Origin of the sequence: Nocardia sp. NPDC056100, from assembly GCF_042266325.1 — a bacterium.
Lineage (GTDB): Bacteria > Actinomycetota > Actinomycetes > Mycobacteriales > Mycobacteriaceae > Nocardia.
Genome location: NZ_JBHJVY010000003.1, coordinates 328,604 through 345,137 on the forward strand (window position 1 = coordinate 328,604; position 16,534 = coordinate 345,137).

Below are 16,534 nucleotides of genomic sequence, written 5' to 3' on the forward strand. Positions count from 1 at the left end.
AGGGGGTTATTGTGGAAGACATGTTCACCTTCGTCAGCGGCAATCTGGCACTGGACTTCATCGGCACGGTCAAGGCCCGGCGCGCCCGGTTCGAGGACCTCCTCGAAACACCGGACGACCTGGGCGCATGGGCCGTCGCGGCCGAACTGCTGGACAGCGCGCCGACCGCCGACGCCGCCGAACTCGAGCGCGCCACCGCACTGCGCGAAGCCACCTGGCGCATGACCCTGGCCGTCATCGACGGCGCGGCGATCGACGACGCCGACCGGCGACTCGTCAACGACATCGCGCGCGGCCCGCTGCCCGGCGTCGAACTCACGGCCGCCGGGGGCGTACAGCGCAGCGGCACAAGCGAATCCGTGCTCGCCGCGATCGCACGCTCGGCCATCGAACTGGTCGGCGGCGCGGCCCGGAACCGGGTCCGCGAATGCGGGCGCGCGGACTGCACCCGCCTCTACGTCGACACCTCACGCGCCGGATCGCGGCGCTGGTGCGATATGACCGTGTGCGGAAATCGCGCCAAGAGCGCGGCCTTTCGCGCCCGCGGCACCGAAACCGATACCGCGGCAGCGCATTAGACGCTCAGAGCGCCGAATACGCCAGCACCGGCGCCGGATTCTCCTCGAATCGCGTTGCCGCGCTATCCCTTACGCGCGGCCTGGCCCGAATGAACAGGAAGAAGAACACCAGCAGCAACACCGCCCGGCCCCACACCCCGAACTGCACCACATTCTCGGCCAGCTCCGGCGCATGCCCGGAACCCAGCGCGTAGAAGTACCGGAACACCCCGATCCCGATCGCGGCATCGGCCAGCAGGTACACCCCCACCAGCGTCCACGGCACCTCCAGCAGCACCAGGAACGGAATCAGCCACAGCGTGTACTGCGGTGAATGCACCTTGTGGAACAGCAGGAATCCGCACAGCATGGCCCCGCTCACCCCGATCCACGGGTACAGCCCGGTGACCGCGAACTGCCGCCAGCCCAGCCAGCCCGCCACCGCGAACGCCAGCACGATCAGCAGCGGAGACGCCGCCGACACCACATCCTGGAAGTTGGCCTCATCGGCGGCGGTATTGCCGAACACCGGGCGCAGACCCCAGTACCAGATCGAATTCGTGGTGATATCGGCCTGCCGCAACTGCTGGAAGGTGATCGACGCCCGCCAGCCCTCATAACCGGCCAGCGCGAACGGCAGATTCACCGCGATCACGGTCACGATCGCGGTCCCCGCCACCAGCAGCGCGCCGCGCACATCGAAGGGGCGCGGCACCCGCGCGTCCTCACCCGGCCGCGGCTCACCGACCAGCACGTATAAAAGCAAGGGCAGCACGAAGATTCCCGGATACAGCTTCAGGCAGAACCCGATGCCGAGCAGTACCGCGGCGGCGATTCCGCGCGCCCGCAACGAATATCGCGTCATCGTGGACACGATGTAGGCCGCGCCGACCGCCGTGCACACCACCGGCAGTTCCCAATTGTGGAAGGCGTACAGGATCAGCGGCGGACCGGCCGCCCACAGCAGCGCCGCGCGCCCGCCCATCCGGCCCAGCATGTACGCGGTCAACAGCGCGAACGGCGCCAGCAGCAGCGCCGAATGCAGCAGGAACGCCGCGTCATCGTGCGCGCCGATCGCACCCAGCCACATGAAAAGCCCACTCAGCACCGGATATTCGACCGCACCGCCGGTGAGCGCGCCGTCCGGGGTGATACCACCGGTCAGGTACGGGAAGATGTGCTCGTTGATATCGCGGCCCAGCCACAGGAACTGGATGTCCGAGTAACAGACGTTCGAATCCTTGACCGAATCGAAGATGGTGCTGCGGCCGAACTCATTGAACGGCGCGCCCGCACAGCGCGCCTTGTTGAAATAGGCCACCAAAAGTGTGACCGCGCACACCAGTACGGCGATCAACCCCATCGATGAACGGTCCGCGACCGCGCGGTCGGCGACCGGCTCATTGCCGACGGGTCGGTTCAACATGGCCACCACCCTAAGCGGCTCGGCCGGGTTCCGGCCCGGCAAACCCTTGTCCGGGCCCGATTTCGCTGCTCACAGCCGCTCATGTAGCCTTGGCGGGTTGCTGACGCAACGAACCCTCCTGCCACGGATCGTCCGTGGCCGTTTAAGCCCATAGGAGGTGATGAGGTCCGTGCGTCATTATGAAGTGATGGTTATCCTCGATCCGAGTCTGGACGAGCGCACCGTTGGCCCGAACCTGAACACCATGCTCGGCGTGGTTGGTTCAGAAGGCGGCAAGGTCGACAACGTCGACATCTGGGGCAAGCGTCGTCTCGCTTACGAGATCGCCAAGCAGGCCGAAGGCATCTACGCGGTGGTCAAGCTGACCGCCGAGTCCGCCACGGTCAGCGAGCTCGATCGCCAGCTGGGACTGAACGAGTCGGTGCTGCGCACCAAGGTGCTGCGCCTCGGCAAGAAGTAGGTCCTGCCCTCCCGCATGTGCGCTCACAATGCGTCGGTCTGTGTCTCTAGGCTGAGCGCAACAGGCGAGTGCACTGCGGACTGCACCGGATAGCAGGAGGAACCATGGCAGCAGGCGACACGGTCATCACCGTCATCGGAAACTTGACGGCTGACCCCGAGCTTCGATTCACGCCCGCGGGTGCGGCCGTCGCGAACTTCACGGTCGCGTCGACTCCCCGTGTGTTCGACCGTAATACCAATGAATGGAAAGACGGCGAAGCGCTTTTCCTGCGCTGCAACATCTGGCGAGAAGCTGCGGAGAATGTCGCCGAGAGCCTGACCCGTGGATCTCGGGTGATCGTGAGCGGACGACTGAAGCAGCGCTCCTATGAAACCCGCGAGGGTGAGAAGCGCACAGTGGTCGAGCTCGAGGTCGAAGAGGTCGGTCCCTCCCTGAAGTACGCGACCGCGAAGATCAACAAAACCACCCGTGGCGGTGGCGGCGGAGGCTTCTCGGGCGGCGGCGGACAGGGTGGCGGCCAAGGCGGCGGCGGTTTCTCCGGCGGTGGCAGCAGTGGTGGTGGCGGAGGTCGTGGCGGCCAGAGTGCCGGCGACGACCCGTGGGGCAGTGCGCCCGCGGCCGGCTCCTTCGGGGGCGGGCAGCAGATGGACGATGAACCGCCGTTCTAGACAACGGCTTTCGCAGGGAGCCTGAGAGCTCCCCCAGAATTACGGAGTAAAACCCATGGCCAAAGCACCGGCACGCGAGAAGGTGCTGAAGAAGAAGGCTTGCGCATTCTGCAAAGAAGCCAAGACCGGCACCGTCAACATCGACTACAAGGACACCGCGCTGCTGCGCAAGTACGTGTCCGATCGCGGCAAGATCCGCGCGCGCCGGGTGACCGGTAACTGCGTGCAGCATCAGCGCGACGTCGCCGTTGCCGTCAAGAACTCTCGTGAGGTGGCACTGCTGCCTTACGTCTCCACGGCTCGCTGAGAAGGGAAGACACAGCAATGAAGTTGATCCTTACTGCTGATGTGGATCACCTCGGTGCGCCCGGCGACACCGTTGAGGTCAAGGACGGTTACGGCCGTAACTTCCTGCTGCCCCGCGGCCTGGCGATCGTCGCCACCCGTGGCGCCGAGAAGCAGGTTGCCGGCATCCGTCGTGCCCAGGACGCGCGCAAGGTGCGCGACCTGGATCACGCCAACGAGCTGAAGCAGGCCCTCGAGGGCCTGACCGGCGTGGCGCTGTCCGTCAAGACCGCGGGCACCGGCAAGCTGTTCGGTTCGGTCACCACCGCCGACGTCGCGGGCGCCATCAAGGCCGCCGGCGGTCCGGTTGTGGACAAGCGCAGCATCGAGCTGCCGAAGGCTCACATCAAGAGCACCGGCAAGCACAACGTCGTGGTGCACCTGCACCCCGATGTGGCTGCCAAGTTCGACCTGCAGGTCAACGCCGCCGAGTAATTTCGGCGTCAGAACGGAGGCCGCCTTCGTACTTCCGGGTGCGAGGGCGGTCTCCGATTCTTTTCTGCGCATCGCTGTGTGCCGGCTTGTGGATGGTTGAACAAACCAACCTTCCGCTTTGTGTGACGGGTCACAAACTGGTTCGCCGCTGTTCACCGAACACGCCCGAAGGTGGACGTCCAGCGACACGCCGGAACGTTTTGATCCACAGTTGCCGACAGTGAGAAATAGACCACTACCTGGCGGTTGTACGATCCCGCCGACTGTTGTCCCCAAGTAATCCACAGGGGGTGCACAACGGTTGGTGAACAACACCCACTTTATCCACAGGTGTATCCACAGGTCGGTTTGGCGAGTACCTGTTCGGTCGCCTAGGTTCGCATCGTTGTCCTCATCACCACGCGCGTTCGCCCGCCGCGTGGCAGCCCGAATCTGTCGGTATGCAGGCGTAGAACGGTGAGGGATGTCGAATCCGGGCCGGAGGAGAGAGGACGGTCGAGATGGCAGTCATCGACGATCGCGGCCACGACGATAACGGACCCTCCGAGTACCGCGAAGCCCCCGGTGAGGATTTCGGCCGCCAGCCCCCGCACGATATGGCCGCCGAACAATCCGTCCTGGGCGGCATGCTGCTGTCCAAGGACGCCATCGCCGACGTCATCGAGGTCATTCGCCCCGGCGACTTCTACCGCCCCGCGCACCAGGCCGTCTACGACGCCATCCTGGACCTCTACAGCCGCGGCGAACCCGCCGACCCGGTGACGGTCTCCGCGACCCTCGATCGCCGCGGCGAGCTCAAGCGCATCGGCGGCCCCCCGTACCTGGTCACCCTGACCCAAACGGTCCCCACCGCCGCCAACGCCGGCTACTACGCCGAAATCGTCGCCGAGAAGTCCGTCCTGCGCCGCCTCGTCGAAGCGGGCACCCGCATCGTCCAATACGGCTACGCGGGCGCCGACGGCCAAGACGTAGCCGAGGTCGTGGACCGCGCCCAAGCCGAACTCTACGAAGTAACCGAACGCCGCTCCAGCGAAGACTTCCTCCCTCTTGAAGAGCTGTTGCAGCCAACAATGGACGAAATCGACTCCATCGCCAGCCGCGGCGGCATTTCCCTCGGCGTCCCTACCGGCTTCACCGAATTGGACGAACTGACCAACGGCCTGCACGCCGGCCAGATGATCATCGTCGCGGCCCGACCCGGTGTCGGTAAATCGACCCTGGGAATGGATTTCATGCGCAGCTGCTCCATCAAGCATGGAATGGCCAGCGTCATCTTCTCCCTGGAAATGAGCCGCACCGAAATCGTCATGCGCCTCCTATCCGCCGAAGCGAAAATCAAACTCGGCGATATGCGATCGGGTCGCATGAGCGATGACGACTGGACTCGCCTCGCCCGCCGCATGAGTGAAATCAGCGAAGCCCCGCTCTTCGTCGACGACTCCCCGAACCTCACCATGATGGAAATCCGCGCCAAGGCCCGCCGCCTGAAACAGCGCCACGACCTGCGCCTCATCGTGGTCGACTACCTCCAGCTGATGAGCTCCGGCAAAAAGGTGGAATCCCGCCAGCAAGAAGTCTCGGATTTCTCCCGAAGCCTCAAACTGATGGCCAAAGAATTGGAAGTCCCGGTTATCGCTATCAGTCAGTTGAACCGTGGTCCGGAACAGCGAACCGATAAGCGACCAATGGTTTCCGACCTTCGCGAGAGTGGATCTCTGGAACAAGATGCCGATATGGTCATCCTATTACACCGCCCCGATGCATTCGAGCGAGATGACCCTCGCGGTGGCGAAGCGGACCTTATTGTAGGTAAGCATCGAAATGGTCCGACAGCGACTATCACCGTCGCCCATCAGCTGCATCTGAGTCGATTCGTCGATATGGCCAGGGGCTAATCCAATATTTTTATTCCACCCCAAAAGAATCGGTTATGGGTCGATAATAGATATCGACAGTAACCGTAACCAAGGGGGGATTCGGTGGATTCGTCACGTATCAATCAGTTTGGCTGTATGCCGGAATCGACGCGAATTCTGCGCGCCGACACAGGCAACGAGGTTTCGTTGGGTGAGCTGCTGTGCAGCCGCGAGCAACCTCTTGTCTGGTCACTCGATGAGCACATGCGCATGGTTGCCCGGCCGTTAGTTGATGTATTCCAGCGCGGTAGGTGTGAGACCTTCAGCCTTCGCCTTGCTTCCGGCCGTGAGCTGCACCTGACCGGCGGTGCCTCGCTACTGACCGTAGAAGGCTGGGCTGCGCTTGGGCAGTTGAACACTGACGACCGCATCGCTATACCGAGGCGGGTACCGGAACCCAACCGGCCCCAGCTCATGCCTGATGCGGAGGTGATACTGCTGGCGCACATGATCGGTGACGGGTCCTGTGTAAAACGTCAGCCGATTCGGTATGCCAGTATCGACGAGGAGAATCTGGCGGCTGTGACCACAGCTGCCTCCCATTTCGGAGTCACCGCTGTACGCGATGAATACGCGGCAGCGAGGGTGACGACACTTCGACTGCCCGCGCCATATCGATTGACGCACGGCCGCAGGAACCCGATCGCCGCGTGGCTCGATGAGTTGGGGTTGTTCGGTTTGCGAAGCTATGAGAAGTTCGTTCCTGATCGCGTTTTCGCGACGCGGAATGATCAGGTTGCACTGTTTCTGAAGCATCTCTGGGCGACAGATGGTTCGGTCCGTTGGGATGCGAAGACCCGCCAGGCACGTATCTACTACGCCTCCACTAGTCGTCGGCTGATCGACGACGTCAACAACCTGCTGCTCCGGCGTGGCATTCATGGTCGGATCAATATCGCTCGCAAGGACGGCTATCGCGACTGCTGGCATCTCAAGATCGACGGTGCCGAGAACCAGACCATATTTCTCGAGGACGTAGGTGTTCATGGTGCCCGTGGTCGGTCTGCAGCTGCTGCGCTAATGGAACTGGAGTCGGTTCAGCGAAACACCAATGTGGATACGGTTCCGAAGGAAATTTGGTCCAAAGTCCGGGAGTCGCTGGCCGATCAGAAGGTGACCCACCGCGCATTTCAGTCAGCGATGGGTTCACAGTTCTGCGGCTCCGCCCTTTGGAAGCGCTCACCGAGCCGCGCCCGTTTGGCTCGCGCTGCGGCAATCCTCGACAACGCCGAGATCGAGATGTTTGCCAACAGTGAGGTGTTCTGGGACCGAATCATCGAAATATCCAGTTTCGGTGCACAAGACGCCTACTTCTGCAGTGTCCCCCGCACTCACAACTATGTCGCACAAGGAATCTTGGTTCGAGACTCGTCAAGCCCGTTGTAGTCGGTGATCGTGACAATGCCCTCCTCGGATAGCAATCCGAGGAGGGCATTGTCGTATTCGATTGTGCGGTAAGGACTTCGGGTTAGCGGTTGGGGGTGGTGGTGACCGTGGTGGTCGGCGGCACGGTTGTTGTGGTGGTGGGTGCCGTGGTTGCGGGTGGGGTGGTGGTGACGGGGGCCTGGGCCAGTACGGAATCCGTGGTCGTCGGGGCGACGGTGGTCGGAGCCGGGGTGGTGGGCGTGGTTGTCACCGGGGCGGGGGTGGTTGTGCCCGGGGTTGTGGTGCCCGGTGTTGTGGTGGCCGGGGTGGTTGAGCCGGGGGTGGTGGTGCCCGAGGCCTTGGTCGGGGAAGTTGTTGTGGTGGAGGCGGATTCGACGGTGGGCTTGGCGGCCTTGTAGGCGGCGGCGAGGTCTGCCGGTTCGGGCTTGGCGGCGGTGGTCACCGGTTCGCCCTTCTGGGCCTGCTGTGCCAGGTGGGTGAGCCAGGCGGCGGCGTATTCGGCGGAGGTGAGGGGTTTGCCGTTGGCCTGGTCAGCGTCTTTCCAGTAGTCGAAGTGGTGACCGGTGTGGTCGGGGCCGAGGGTCTGCTGGTACGGGTCGCTGAGGATGACGGGGATCGTGTTGGTGTTGGTGACGATCAGGCCGACGATCTCGTTGAAGACCTTCTGCGGCAGGTAGGCCAGCGGCGACATGTCGTTGGTGGCGACGCTGTCCCCGGCGGAGACGGGTCCGGCGGTGACGGCGGCGGCGCCGGGCTTGTAGGTGGGGGCGGAGACCTTGAGCAGCACCTGCAGGAAGGTTTCGTCGCTCTTCATCCAGTTCGGGTTGTTGCCGATGTACTGGAACGCCTTGAGCGCGATATCACCGAGTTTGACGGCCACATCCTGACCGGTCGCGGGCGTGAGGCCGTCGTTCTGCAGCGAGTCCACATTGATCTGACGCCCGACGTTGATGGCCAGCTGCAGCAGCGAAATGTTCTGCGGCGCAGAGCAGGTGAGGTCGCCGTCGGAGCAGAAGGAGGCGATCTTGCCGTTCAGCTTGCCGAAGTCGCCGCCGGTGTCGGGCAGTGCGCCCTGACCGCCCGCGCCTTTACCGCCGTAGTTGGTGTCGAAGTTGTCCGGGTGGTTGGGGTCCTGGGCGCCGATGAAGGTGCCGTCGCCCGCCTTGCGGCCCGGGTCGGCGAGGATGACGACGCCGAGCACCTTGTCGGGATCGATATCGGTCTGCGAGTTGCCGATCTGCATGGCGACGCGGCGGACCACGTCCGAGCCTTCGCTGTAGCCGACGATGGAGTACTTGGTGTTCGGGCAGACCGAGGAGATTTCGCGCATGACCTTCTCGGTGTTGGCGACGCCGGCGGTGACGGCGGCCTCTTCCGAGTTCAGGTTGGCCGGATAGGCGATGTAGATGGCGGCGTTGGAATCGGAGCCGACGGCATTGCTGCCCGCGTTCACGACCGGGTCCAGCCATTCGCTCTTGTGGTCTCCGGACAGCGCGGCGGGCAGTTCGTTGCCGTTGCGGTCGACCAGCATGGCGGTGGTGCCCGAGACCGGGGTGTCGTTGCGTCCGGCCACCGAAATGGTCACCATGTCATGGCAGTCCATGACCGATGAGGTGAGCTGCGTCTCGGTGGTGCCCGGCTTCGAGGTGATACCCCAGGAGGCCGCGATGGCCGCGACCAGCCCGAGTGCGGCGAGTGCCGCAACGGGTATCGCGGTGCGGCGGTTCTTTCCGAGGAACGATCGAATGCGCGCAAAATAAGTTCGAAGAGCCAATGTCCCGGTTCCCATTCCCATTCCGGTGGATGGATAGGCCCCCCGACGGGCCGTGATTCACCGGGGACGTCGGAATGGGGAAGGGAATCGTTACTGCGGCTACCGTTTATGCAGCTAGCGGTCAGTGCGCGCGCAGCATCCGGCCCGCCGCGTCGACCGCCGGGGTGGATGATCCGGCGTCATTGATGAACACCGCGAACGCGAGATCGCCGGAGATTCCGACGAACCAGCCGTGCGCGTGTTTGTCGTCGATGAATTCGGCGGTTCCGGTCTTGCCGAGCAGTCCGGGGATGTCCGCCAGCTGGGTGGCGGTGCCGGAGGTGACGGTCTCGCGCATCATGGTTTTGATCTGGTCCGCGATGCCCGCGGGCAGTGGTGCGGCGGCGTGGTCGGGGGTGCCGGGACGGCCTTGCACCAGCACCGGATTCGGCGGCGATCCGTGTGCGAGCGCGGCGGCGACCAGTGCCATGCCGAAGGGGGTGGCGGTGACCTTGCCCTGTCCGATGCCCTCTTCCACGCGCAGCGCGGAGGTGTCGGCGACGGGCACCTTGCCGGTGACGGTGGTCAGCGCGGGCGTCACATAGTCGATGCCGAGCCCCAATTGGTTCGCGGCATCGGTGAGTCCGTCGGGCGGCAGGTTCACCGCGAGTCGTCCCATGGTGGTGTTGCAGGATTTCGCGAAGGCCGTGTGCAGCGGCACGCTGCCGAGGTCGAAGTTGTTGTCGTTGGGGATCTGCCGTCCTTCGATGTTCTCGGTGCCCGGGCAGGGCAGCACGGTGTCGGGGGTGACGGCGCCCGATTGCAGTGCGGCCGAGACGGTCACCGTCTTGAAGGTGGAGCCGGGCGGGTAGAGCCCGGTGAGTCCGATCGGTCCCTGGGCGTCGGCGGGCGCGTTCTGCGCGATGGCGAGCACGTCGCCGGTGGACGGTTGCAGTGCCACGATGGTCGCGGCCTGCGGGATCGGCGCTAGTGCGCCTTCGGCGGCGCGCAGTAGCGCCGGGTCCAGGGTGGTGCGAATGTCATTGACCGGCTTGGCGTCCTGTCCGCCGACCCGCTGTGTCCCGTCGGTCCCGCGCGCCCGGACCGCCCAGCCAGCGGCGGCGTCGTTCTCCTGCTGCCAGAGGTCGCTGAGCCCGGACCAGGATGGTGAGGTGAGGGCCTTGTCGGTGGTCAGCAGCCGATTCTGCGGTGCCAGTGTGACATTCGGCAGTGCGGCCAGCGCGTCTTGAATCGGCGCGATATCGGCCGCGCGCAGGGTGACGGCCGTGATCGATTTGCCCTGCGCACCTGCGAGTTCGGTATTCAGCGAGGCCGCGGTGATATCGGCGGCGACGGGTTGCAGCAGCGCCGCGACGGCCGCGGTGTCCACCCCGGGTGACAGGTTCACGAGGGTGACGACCTGCTGTGTCATGAATTCCGCACCGGTGCTGTCGAGTATGCGCGCGGCGGGCGCGGGATCCACGGCGCTGTACGACAGCGGCCCGATATCCAGCCCGGGCGCGACGGTGGCCGGATTCCAGTGGATCTTCCACCCGTCGCTCGTATCGTCGAGCTGTCCGTTGGTGGTGTACGTCCACGCGTTGTGGCCGTCTTTCCCGAGTTTCCAGGTGCCGGTGAGGGTGAAAGTTCCGCCGCCGTCGGTCTTCTCGACCTTGCCGACCTGGAATTTCACATCCTTGCCGAGTGCGTCGTAGAGCCCGGTGAGGGTGTCGGTGGCCTTTTTGCCGTCGGTGGTGGCGGCGGCCGCGGCGGTGACATCGTCGCGGCTGAGCGCATCGGCGAACCCGCTGGCCGCGTCCTGCATATGGTCGGCGGTCTTATCGCCGGAGCAGGCGGTCAGTGCGAGGCCGGTTGCGACGACCATTCCGAGCAGTCTGGTTCCCGTGCGCATTGGCCCGACGGTACCTGGCGATCACGTGGTAAGCACGGACCTGTCGGGGCTACTGTCGCCACGTGGGTTTCGAGGTTCGGGTGGACAGTGCGGGCGCTATCGAGATCGTCCGGGCCGCAGTGCGGTTCGTCTGGGGCTGGGATGCCACCGATGTCCGGAGTTTCGCGCGCCGGGTGGGGTGGGATACCCCGGAGCCGGTGGGCACCATGCGCCGCGGTGCGGTGTTCTCCCGGACCGGCCTGAATATCTGGTGGGATTCGGCCATGTTCTGGGGCAGTGGGCGACGGCTCCAGTACGTGCGGGTGCCGGTCTCGGACTGTCCCGCGACCGCGCATCGGGATCTGCTCGATGACGCGCTGGCCCGGGTGCGCGCCGCGTTCGCCGAGGTGTGGGGTGAGCCCGAATCGGGTGCGGGGCCGGATGAGGGACCGTCCTGGGTGTTCCCGAATCTGCTGGTGGGCTTGACGATCGGCCCGGAAACCGTGGATCTGATGCTGGTGAATCCGCTCGATCAGCGCTTCTGGATGGATAAGCGGCATGACGGCGCGCGCAGGCGTGCGGGCCTGGGCGGCTGGGGTCGCTTCACCGAGGATCTGGCCGAATACCTGGAGTCGCTGACCACCGACGCGCGCATGGTGGTGACCGCGCCCGGTGGTCGCTACGTGCAATTCGCGGTGGAGCCGGGCGAGTTCACCAGTGAGCTCAGTCGCAGCGAATTCATCGATCCCACTTGGCGATACGGCGTCGAGGTGGACGATCAGCTGATGGCGCAGGGCTGGAAGCCCTCCGAGGACGCGAACTGGTGGCGCACCCTGCCGCGCAATGCCGGGCGCACCGCCGTCAGTCATTTCGCGGCCGATACCGTGCAGGCGCTGCGCATTCTGGAGGTGCGCGCGGTGACGGATCTGGTGGCGGACGCCTGGGTGGAGGGCGGCGAGGATCTCGATGTCGCCCCGCTCGGCATTCCGCCGCACGCGACCGCGCGCACGCAGCGCGCGGAGTTCCTGCGCAGCAACGCCCCGTACGGTTTCGATATCGGCCCGCTGCGCGTGGATGTGCCCGGCGGTATCGAAATAGCGCGTGCGGCAAAGGCTTTCGACTGGTCTTGGTCGCGCGCCGATATCGCCGCGTTCACCGAGCGCCTGGGCTGGCGGCTGGAGGGCGACCCCGGTCCGTCGGATCGCGTGGTGCACGCGAAAACCGAACTGCGGATCGATCATTCGCGCGCTCGCTATTGCTACGGCGGCGACCGTCTGGAGGCGGTGTGCATCACCCTCAGCGACAGCATCGAATCCCAGCTGTACGAGGAGGGTCCGCCCGCCGAGGTGCGAGACCAGTTGACGGCGGCGGTGACTCGGGCGGTGGAGGGTCTGCGCGCAGAATTGGGCGCACCCGTGCACGGCACGCTCCGGCATGCGCACGGCCCGGTGTGGGCGTCGAAGAATCTGGCCATAGGCATTGTGCCGGATGAGAATACGGTCGAGCTGTACCTGGTGAATCCGGCCGAACGCGGCCGCCAGTTGATCATCGAACAGCAGCAGACGGCCCGCCGCGCCGCCGAACGCGAATGGCGGCAGTTCTTCGACGATCTCGCCGTGGTGGTCGCGGAGCTGCCCGAGAACGCCGAGGCCACCGTCGATGCCGGTGATCGCGGCACCGCGCATTTCCACCGCGATGCGGACGGTCTGCGGGTGAGCCTGGACGCCGAGGCCGGGCTGGGCCTGCATCCGCGCATCACCGGTCTGATGCGCGCGAACGGCTGGCAGCGCCCCGAGGCGGCGCGCCCGGTATGGCGGTGCGGCCTCTATCGGCCCGCGCTGTACCGCGATTTCCGGCATTTCGTGGAGTTCGCGCTGTGGCCGCTGCGCACCCGTATGGGCCCGTACACGGTATTGCGGGTGCGGTCGGGCACCGAAGATCACGATCTGCGCACCCCGTCGACGGGGGCTACCGGCTTCTGACCGTGCGCGGCCATAGAGTTTGAGCCATGACCACCGAGATCGACGATGTCCGGGTTACCAGAGAAAGCTATGACGAGGTAGCGGAGCTGTACACGAACACTTTCCGGGAGGGCATCGAGGAGAATCCCTTCGATCGGGCCATGCTGGACATGTTCGCCGCCTCGGTGCGCGCCGCCGATGCCGAGCCGGGGTTGATCGCGGATCTGGGTTGCGGTCCGGGCCGGGCCGCACGCTATCTGGATGTGCTGGGGCTCAATGTCTTCGGCCTGGACCTATCCCCCGAGATGATCGCCCGCGCGCAATCCGCGCTGCCGCATCTGCGGTTCGAGATCGGTTCCATGGAGAACCTGGATCTCACCGATGCGTCGCTGAGCGGAATCGTGGCCTGGTACTCCATCATTCACACTCCGCCGCACCGAATCCCGGCGCTGCTCGGCGAATTCGCGCGCGTGCTGCGCCCGGGCGGTCACGCCCTGTTCGGTTTCCAGGCCGCCGATGATTCGCGCGGTATCCAGGAGTACGACCACAAGGTCACCACGTCCTATCGCTGGGCTCCCGATACGCTCGCCGCGACCCTGGAGGAGCTCGGTTTCACCGTGACCGCGCGCATGTCCCGGACCGCCCGCGAGGATGAGCGCACCCCGCAGGGCTATCTGCTGGCCGTCAAGAACTGAGCGGTTCCACCGGGCGCGCCGCGCGTTCGTCGAATTCGGCTCGGGCGCTGGTGATTTCGTCCACGTGCGCCAGCGCCCACTGCCCCATGGCATGCGTGAGCCGCCCGAGGTCGGCCCCGATCGGGGTGAGCGAGTATTCGACCCGCGGCGGCACGGTGGGGTAGACCGCGCGGCGCACGAGTCCGTCGCGTTCCAGATCGCGCAGGGTGCGGGTGAGCACCTTCTGGGTGATGCCGTCGAGGCGGCGGCGCAGTTCGTTGAAGCGGATCGGGCCGTCGTTCGCGCGCAGTACGCCCAGTACCAACAGCACCCATTTGTCGGCCAGCACCGCCAGCACATCACGTGCCGGGCAGCGTTTGAGATAGTCCTCCACCAGGTTGGTGGATTCTTCCACGTCGAAGACGGTATCCATCGGGTACCTCGGGATCTATTTAGTGCCTTCTTCCCAGAAGATACTACCGGCCGAAGAATCGTAACCATGAAAGCGATCAGTCAGAACACAGTCGGCGGACCGGAAGTACTGCAGACCGTAGAGGTCGAACGGCCCGCTCCCGGTGCGGGTGAGGTCCTGGTGCGCGTTGCCGCCACCTCGGTGAACGCGGCGGACTGGAAGCTCCGCAACGGCAGCATCGACGTGCTGGGTCCGCCGCCGTTCACACTGGGTTTCGACGTATCCGGGACGGTCGTCGAAATCGGTGACGGGGTAACCGATTTCAATATCGGCGATGAGGTTTTCGGTATGGCGCTGAGCCGTTCGGGCACCTACGCCGAATATGTGGTCACCCCGGCCGACCACCTCGCGCCCAAACCCGCGAACCTGACGCACACCGCCGCCGCGGCGCTGCCGACCGCGGTGCTCACCGCATGGCAGGCATTGGCGAAAATCGCACCGGGACAACGCGTTTTGATCCACGCGGCCGCCGGTGGTGTCGGGCATCTGGCGGTGCAGATCGCGAAACATCATGGCGCGTACGTGATCGGCACGGCCCGGGCCGCGAATCACGAGTTCCTGCGGTCGCTCGGCGCGGATGAGGTGATCGATTACCGGACAGCCGATTTCACCACGGTGACGCCGCCGGTGGATGTGGTGTTCGATCTCGTCGGCGGTGAGTACGGTGACCGGTCGCTGACCATCCTGACCCCGGAGGGTCGTCTCATCGACGCCCAGCGCGACGGGGTGCTCGACGATCCGCGGTTCCACCGGCACTACGTCGCCCCCTCCGGCGCGGATCTGCGCGCGCTCACACCCCTGCTCGAACAGGGCGCGCTGCGCGGTGAGGTCGAGCGCGTCATGTCCCTGGCCGATGCCGCCGAGGCGCATCGGCTCAGTGAATCCGGGCGGGTGCGCGGCAAGATCGTGCTGCTGCCCTGGGCCGCCGCCTGATTCCTGGCCATCGGGACATTCCTGTGCGAGGCTCGCGGCCGCGCCCTACCGTCTGGCGTAGGCGAGAACAGGGAGTTGTGGTGACGTACTGGGACAATGAGGTCGATGTGCTGGTCGCCGGTTCGGGCGGCGGCCTGGCCGGGGCGTATACGGCGGCGCGTGAGGGACTGACGGTGCTGCTGGTGGAGGCCACCGAGAAATTCGGCGGCACCACCTCGTATTCGGGTGGCGGCGGTGTGTGGTTCCCGTGCAATCCGGTGCTCCAGCGCGAGGGTGTGGATGACACGCTCGAGGACGCGCTCACCTACTACCGGGCCGTGGTCGGCGATCGCACACCCGCCGAATTGCAGGAAGCGTATGTGCGCGGCGGCGCGAAGGTGATCGAGTATCTGGAGAGCGATGAGAGCATCGCGTTCCAGATGTTCCCGTGGCCGGACTACTACGGCAAAGCGCCCAAGGCGCGGCTCGACGGTAAGCGGCACATCATCCCCAAGCCGCTGGCCGCCAAGAAGCTCGGTGAGCTGAGCGCGTCCATTCGCGGACCGCTGGGCACCGACCGCAATGGTGAACCGCAGCCGGACTATCTGATCGGCGGCCGTGCACTGGTGGGCCGGTTCCTGCTGGCAATGGCCAAGTACCCCAACGCTTCCCTGCGTTTGAACACCGCGCTGGTGGAGCTGGTCGTCGAGGACGGCGCGGTGGTCGGTGCGATCGTCGAACAGGACGGGGAGCGCACCGCGATCCGCACCCGCAAGGGAGTCCTGTTGGCGGCGGGCGGTTTCGAGGGCAATGACGAACTGCGGCAGCGCTTCGGCGTACCCGGTGTCGCGCGAGACACCATGGGGCCGTGGGGAAATGTCGGTAAGGCGCATGAGGCGGGTATCGCGGCGGGCGCGGATACCGATCTGATGGATCAGGCATGGTGGTCGCCGGGCCTGATCCACCCGGACGGGCGGGCCGCGTTCGCGCTCTGGTTCACCGGCGGTGTGTTCGTGAACCAGAGCGGCGAACGGTTCGTGAACGAATCCGCACCGTACGACCGGCTGGGCCGGGACATCATCGAGGCAATGGACGCCGGAACGGTGACACTGCCGTTCTGGATGATCTACGACGATGCCGATGCGGGCGTACCGCCCATCAAGGCCAGCAATGTGCCGATGGTGGAACGCGAGAAGTACGTCGAGGCCGGACTCTGGCACACCGCCGACACGCTGGAGGAACTGGCCGCGAAGATCGGCGTGCCGAGTGACGCGCTGGCGGCCACGGTCGCCCGCTTCAACGAACAGGCCGCCGCCGGGACGGACCCGGACTTCGGCCGCGGCGACGAGGCGTACGACCGTGCCTTCTCCAACGGCGAATCGCCCCTGGCCCCGATCGTGAAGGGCCCGTTCCACGCCGCCGCCTTCGGCATCTCGGACCTGGGCACCAAGGGCGGCCTGCGCACCGACACCGTCGGCCGGGTACTCACCGCCGACGACACCCCCATCCCCGGCCTCTACGCGGCGGGCAACACCATGGCCGCCCCCAGCGGCACCACCTACCCGGGCGGCGGCAACCCGATCGGCGCATCGGTCCTGTTCAGCCACCTCGCGGCGTTGGACATGGCGGCTCGCTGACCCCTCGTCATCCCGGCGCGTATTCGGCCGCGATGACG

At 65.5% G+C, this 16,534-nt stretch carries 14 protein-coding genes and 1 pseudogene; 11 read left to right on the forward strand and 4 right to left on the reverse strand.

All coding sequences use genetic code 11. The annotated features are described in order from the left end of the window. Window positions 1-20: 20 nt before the first annotated feature. On the forward strand, window positions 21-578 hold the full coding sequence (locus ACFC0O_RS23695) for a CGNR zinc finger domain-containing protein (protein ID WP_375961269.1): 558 nt from the start codon (window positions 21-23) through the stop codon (window positions 576-578). Between the two features lie 4 nt (window positions 579-582). Here ACFC0O_RS23695 and ACFC0O_RS23700 read toward each other — a convergent pair whose 3' ends face one another. Continuing rightward, entirely contained in the window at window positions 583-1,983 is a 1,401-nt protein-coding gene (locus ACFC0O_RS23700; RefSeq protein WP_375961271.1) for a glycosyltransferase family 87 protein, read from the reverse strand. A 169-nt stretch (window positions 1,984-2,152) separates the two neighbouring features. Between ACFC0O_RS23700 and rpsF the strand changes: the two genes are divergently transcribed. The 6 genes and pseudogenes from rpsF to ACFC0O_RS23730 form a co-directional block, all read left to right on the forward strand. Continuing rightward, window positions 2,153-2,443, forward strand: coding sequence for a 30S ribosomal protein S6 (gene rpsF, locus ACFC0O_RS23705; protein ID WP_330185601.1), 291 nt, complete (start codon window positions 2,153-2,155; stop codon window positions 2,441-2,443). A gap of 104 nt (window positions 2,444-2,547) precedes the next feature. Beyond that, complete coding sequence (locus ACFC0O_RS23710) at window positions 2,548-3,114, forward strand: single-stranded DNA-binding protein (RefSeq protein WP_364636583.1); 567 nt, start codon at window positions 2,548-2,550, stop codon at window positions 3,112-3,114. Between the two features lie 55 nt (window positions 3,115-3,169). Continuing rightward, on the forward strand, window positions 3,170-3,421 hold the full coding sequence (gene rpsR, locus ACFC0O_RS23715) for a 30S ribosomal protein S18 (RefSeq protein ID WP_067567655.1): 252 nt from the start codon (window positions 3,170-3,172) through the stop codon (window positions 3,419-3,421). A gap of 17 nt (window positions 3,422-3,438) precedes the next feature. Then, complete coding sequence (gene rplI, locus ACFC0O_RS23720) at window positions 3,439-3,894, forward strand: 50S ribosomal protein L9 (RefSeq protein ID WP_364636585.1); 456 nt, start codon at window positions 3,439-3,441, stop codon at window positions 3,892-3,894. Window positions 3,895-4,394: 500 nt separating this feature from the next. Then, window positions 4,395-5,789 carry a replicative DNA helicase gene (gene dnaB / locus ACFC0O_RS23725; protein ID WP_375961276.1) on the forward strand — a complete coding sequence of 465 codons (1,395 nt, stop codon included), beginning with the start codon at window positions 4,395-4,397 and terminating at the stop codon, window positions 5,787-5,789. 111 nt (window positions 5,790-5,900) lie between these two features. After that, window positions 5,901-7,181, forward strand: a pseudogene (locus tag ACFC0O_RS23730) (LAGLIDADG family homing endonuclease); the annotation flags it as partial. Window positions 7,182-7,278: 97 nt separating this feature from the next. On the opposite strand, the gene ACFC0O_RS23735 reads toward ACFC0O_RS23730, so the two are convergent. Next, complete coding sequence (locus ACFC0O_RS23735) at window positions 7,279-8,970, reverse strand: cutinase family protein (RefSeq protein WP_375961278.1); 1,692 nt, start codon at window positions 8,968-8,970, stop codon at window positions 7,279-7,281. A 121-nt stretch (window positions 8,971-9,091) separates the two neighbouring features. Then, complete coding sequence (locus ACFC0O_RS23740; RefSeq protein ID WP_375961280.1) at window positions 9,092-10,861, reverse strand: penicillin-binding transpeptidase domain-containing protein; 1,770 nt, start codon at window positions 10,859-10,861, stop codon at window positions 9,092-9,094. 62 nt (window positions 10,862-10,923) lie between these two features. On the opposite strand from ACFC0O_RS23740, the gene ACFC0O_RS23745 reads away from it, so the two are divergent. Both ACFC0O_RS23745 and ACFC0O_RS23750 read left to right on the forward strand, forming a co-directional pair. Then, complete coding sequence (locus ACFC0O_RS23745) at window positions 10,924-12,822, forward strand: DUF6301 family protein (RefSeq protein ID WP_375961283.1); 1,899 nt, start codon at window positions 10,924-10,926, stop codon at window positions 12,820-12,822. A gap of 26 nt (window positions 12,823-12,848) precedes the next feature. Next, complete coding sequence (locus ACFC0O_RS23750; RefSeq protein WP_375961285.1) at window positions 12,849-13,496, forward strand: class I SAM-dependent methyltransferase; 648 nt, start codon at window positions 12,849-12,851, stop codon at window positions 13,494-13,496. Here the strand turns inward: ACFC0O_RS23750 and ACFC0O_RS23755 are convergent. After that, window positions 13,486-13,908 (reverse strand): winged helix-turn-helix transcriptional regulator, encoded by a 423-nt coding sequence (locus tag ACFC0O_RS23755; protein ID WP_375961287.1) that lies wholly within the window; start codon window positions 13,906-13,908, stop codon window positions 13,486-13,488. The two genes, ACFC0O_RS23750 and ACFC0O_RS23755, sit on opposite strands and share 11 nt — an antisense overlap. 66 nt (window positions 13,909-13,974) lie before the next feature. Between ACFC0O_RS23755 and ACFC0O_RS23760 the strand changes: the two genes are divergently transcribed. Further along, window positions 13,975-14,880 (forward strand): NADP-dependent oxidoreductase, encoded by a 906-nt coding sequence (locus ACFC0O_RS23760; protein WP_375961289.1) that lies wholly within the window; start codon window positions 13,975-13,977, stop codon window positions 14,878-14,880. A gap of 80 nt (window positions 14,881-14,960) precedes the next feature. After that, window positions 14,961-16,496, forward strand: a complete 1,536-nt coding sequence (locus ACFC0O_RS23765; protein ID WP_375961291.1) for an FAD-binding protein — start codon at window positions 14,961-14,963, stop codon at window positions 16,494-16,496. Window positions 16,497-16,534 lie beyond the last annotated feature (38 nt).

What these genes read in the sequence shown, in the direction of transcription:
- ACFC0O_RS23695 (WP_375961269.1), top strand. Translation starts at nt 21, where the DNA reads ATGTTCACCTTCGTCAGCGGCAATCTGGCACTGGACTTCATCGGCACG.
- ACFC0O_RS23755 (WP_375961287.1), bottom strand. Translation starts at nt 13,908, where the DNA reads ATGGATACCGTCTTCGACGTGGAAGAATCCACCAACCTGGTGGAGGAC.
- ACFC0O_RS23760 (WP_375961289.1), top strand. Translation starts at nt 13,975, where the DNA reads ATGAAAGCGATCAGTCAGAACACAGTCGGCGGACCGGAAGTACTGCAG.
- ACFC0O_RS23710 (WP_364636583.1), top strand. Translation starts at nt 2,548, where the DNA reads ATGGCAGCAGGCGACACGGTCATCACCGTCATCGGAAACTTGACGGCT.
- rplI (WP_364636585.1), top strand. Translation starts at nt 3,439, where the DNA reads ATGAAGTTGATCCTTACTGCTGATGTGGATCACCTCGGTGCGCCCGGC.
- rpsR (WP_067567655.1), top strand. Translation starts at nt 3,170, where the DNA reads ATGGCCAAAGCACCGGCACGCGAGAAGGTGCTGAAGAAGAAGGCTTGC.
- ACFC0O_RS23740 (WP_375961280.1), bottom strand. Translation starts at nt 10,861, where the DNA reads ATGCGCACGGGAACCAGACTGCTCGGAATGGTCGTCGCAACCGGCCTC.
- ACFC0O_RS23750 (WP_375961285.1), top strand. Translation starts at nt 12,849, where the DNA reads ATGACCACCGAGATCGACGATGTCCGGGTTACCAGAGAAAGCTATGAC.
- ACFC0O_RS23700 (WP_375961271.1), bottom strand. Translation starts at nt 1,983, where the DNA reads ATGTTGAACCGACCCGTCGGCAATGAGCCGGTCGCCGACCGCGCGGTC.
- dnaB (WP_375961276.1), top strand. Translation starts at nt 4,395, where the DNA reads ATGGCAGTCATCGACGATCGCGGCCACGACGATAACGGACCCTCCGAG.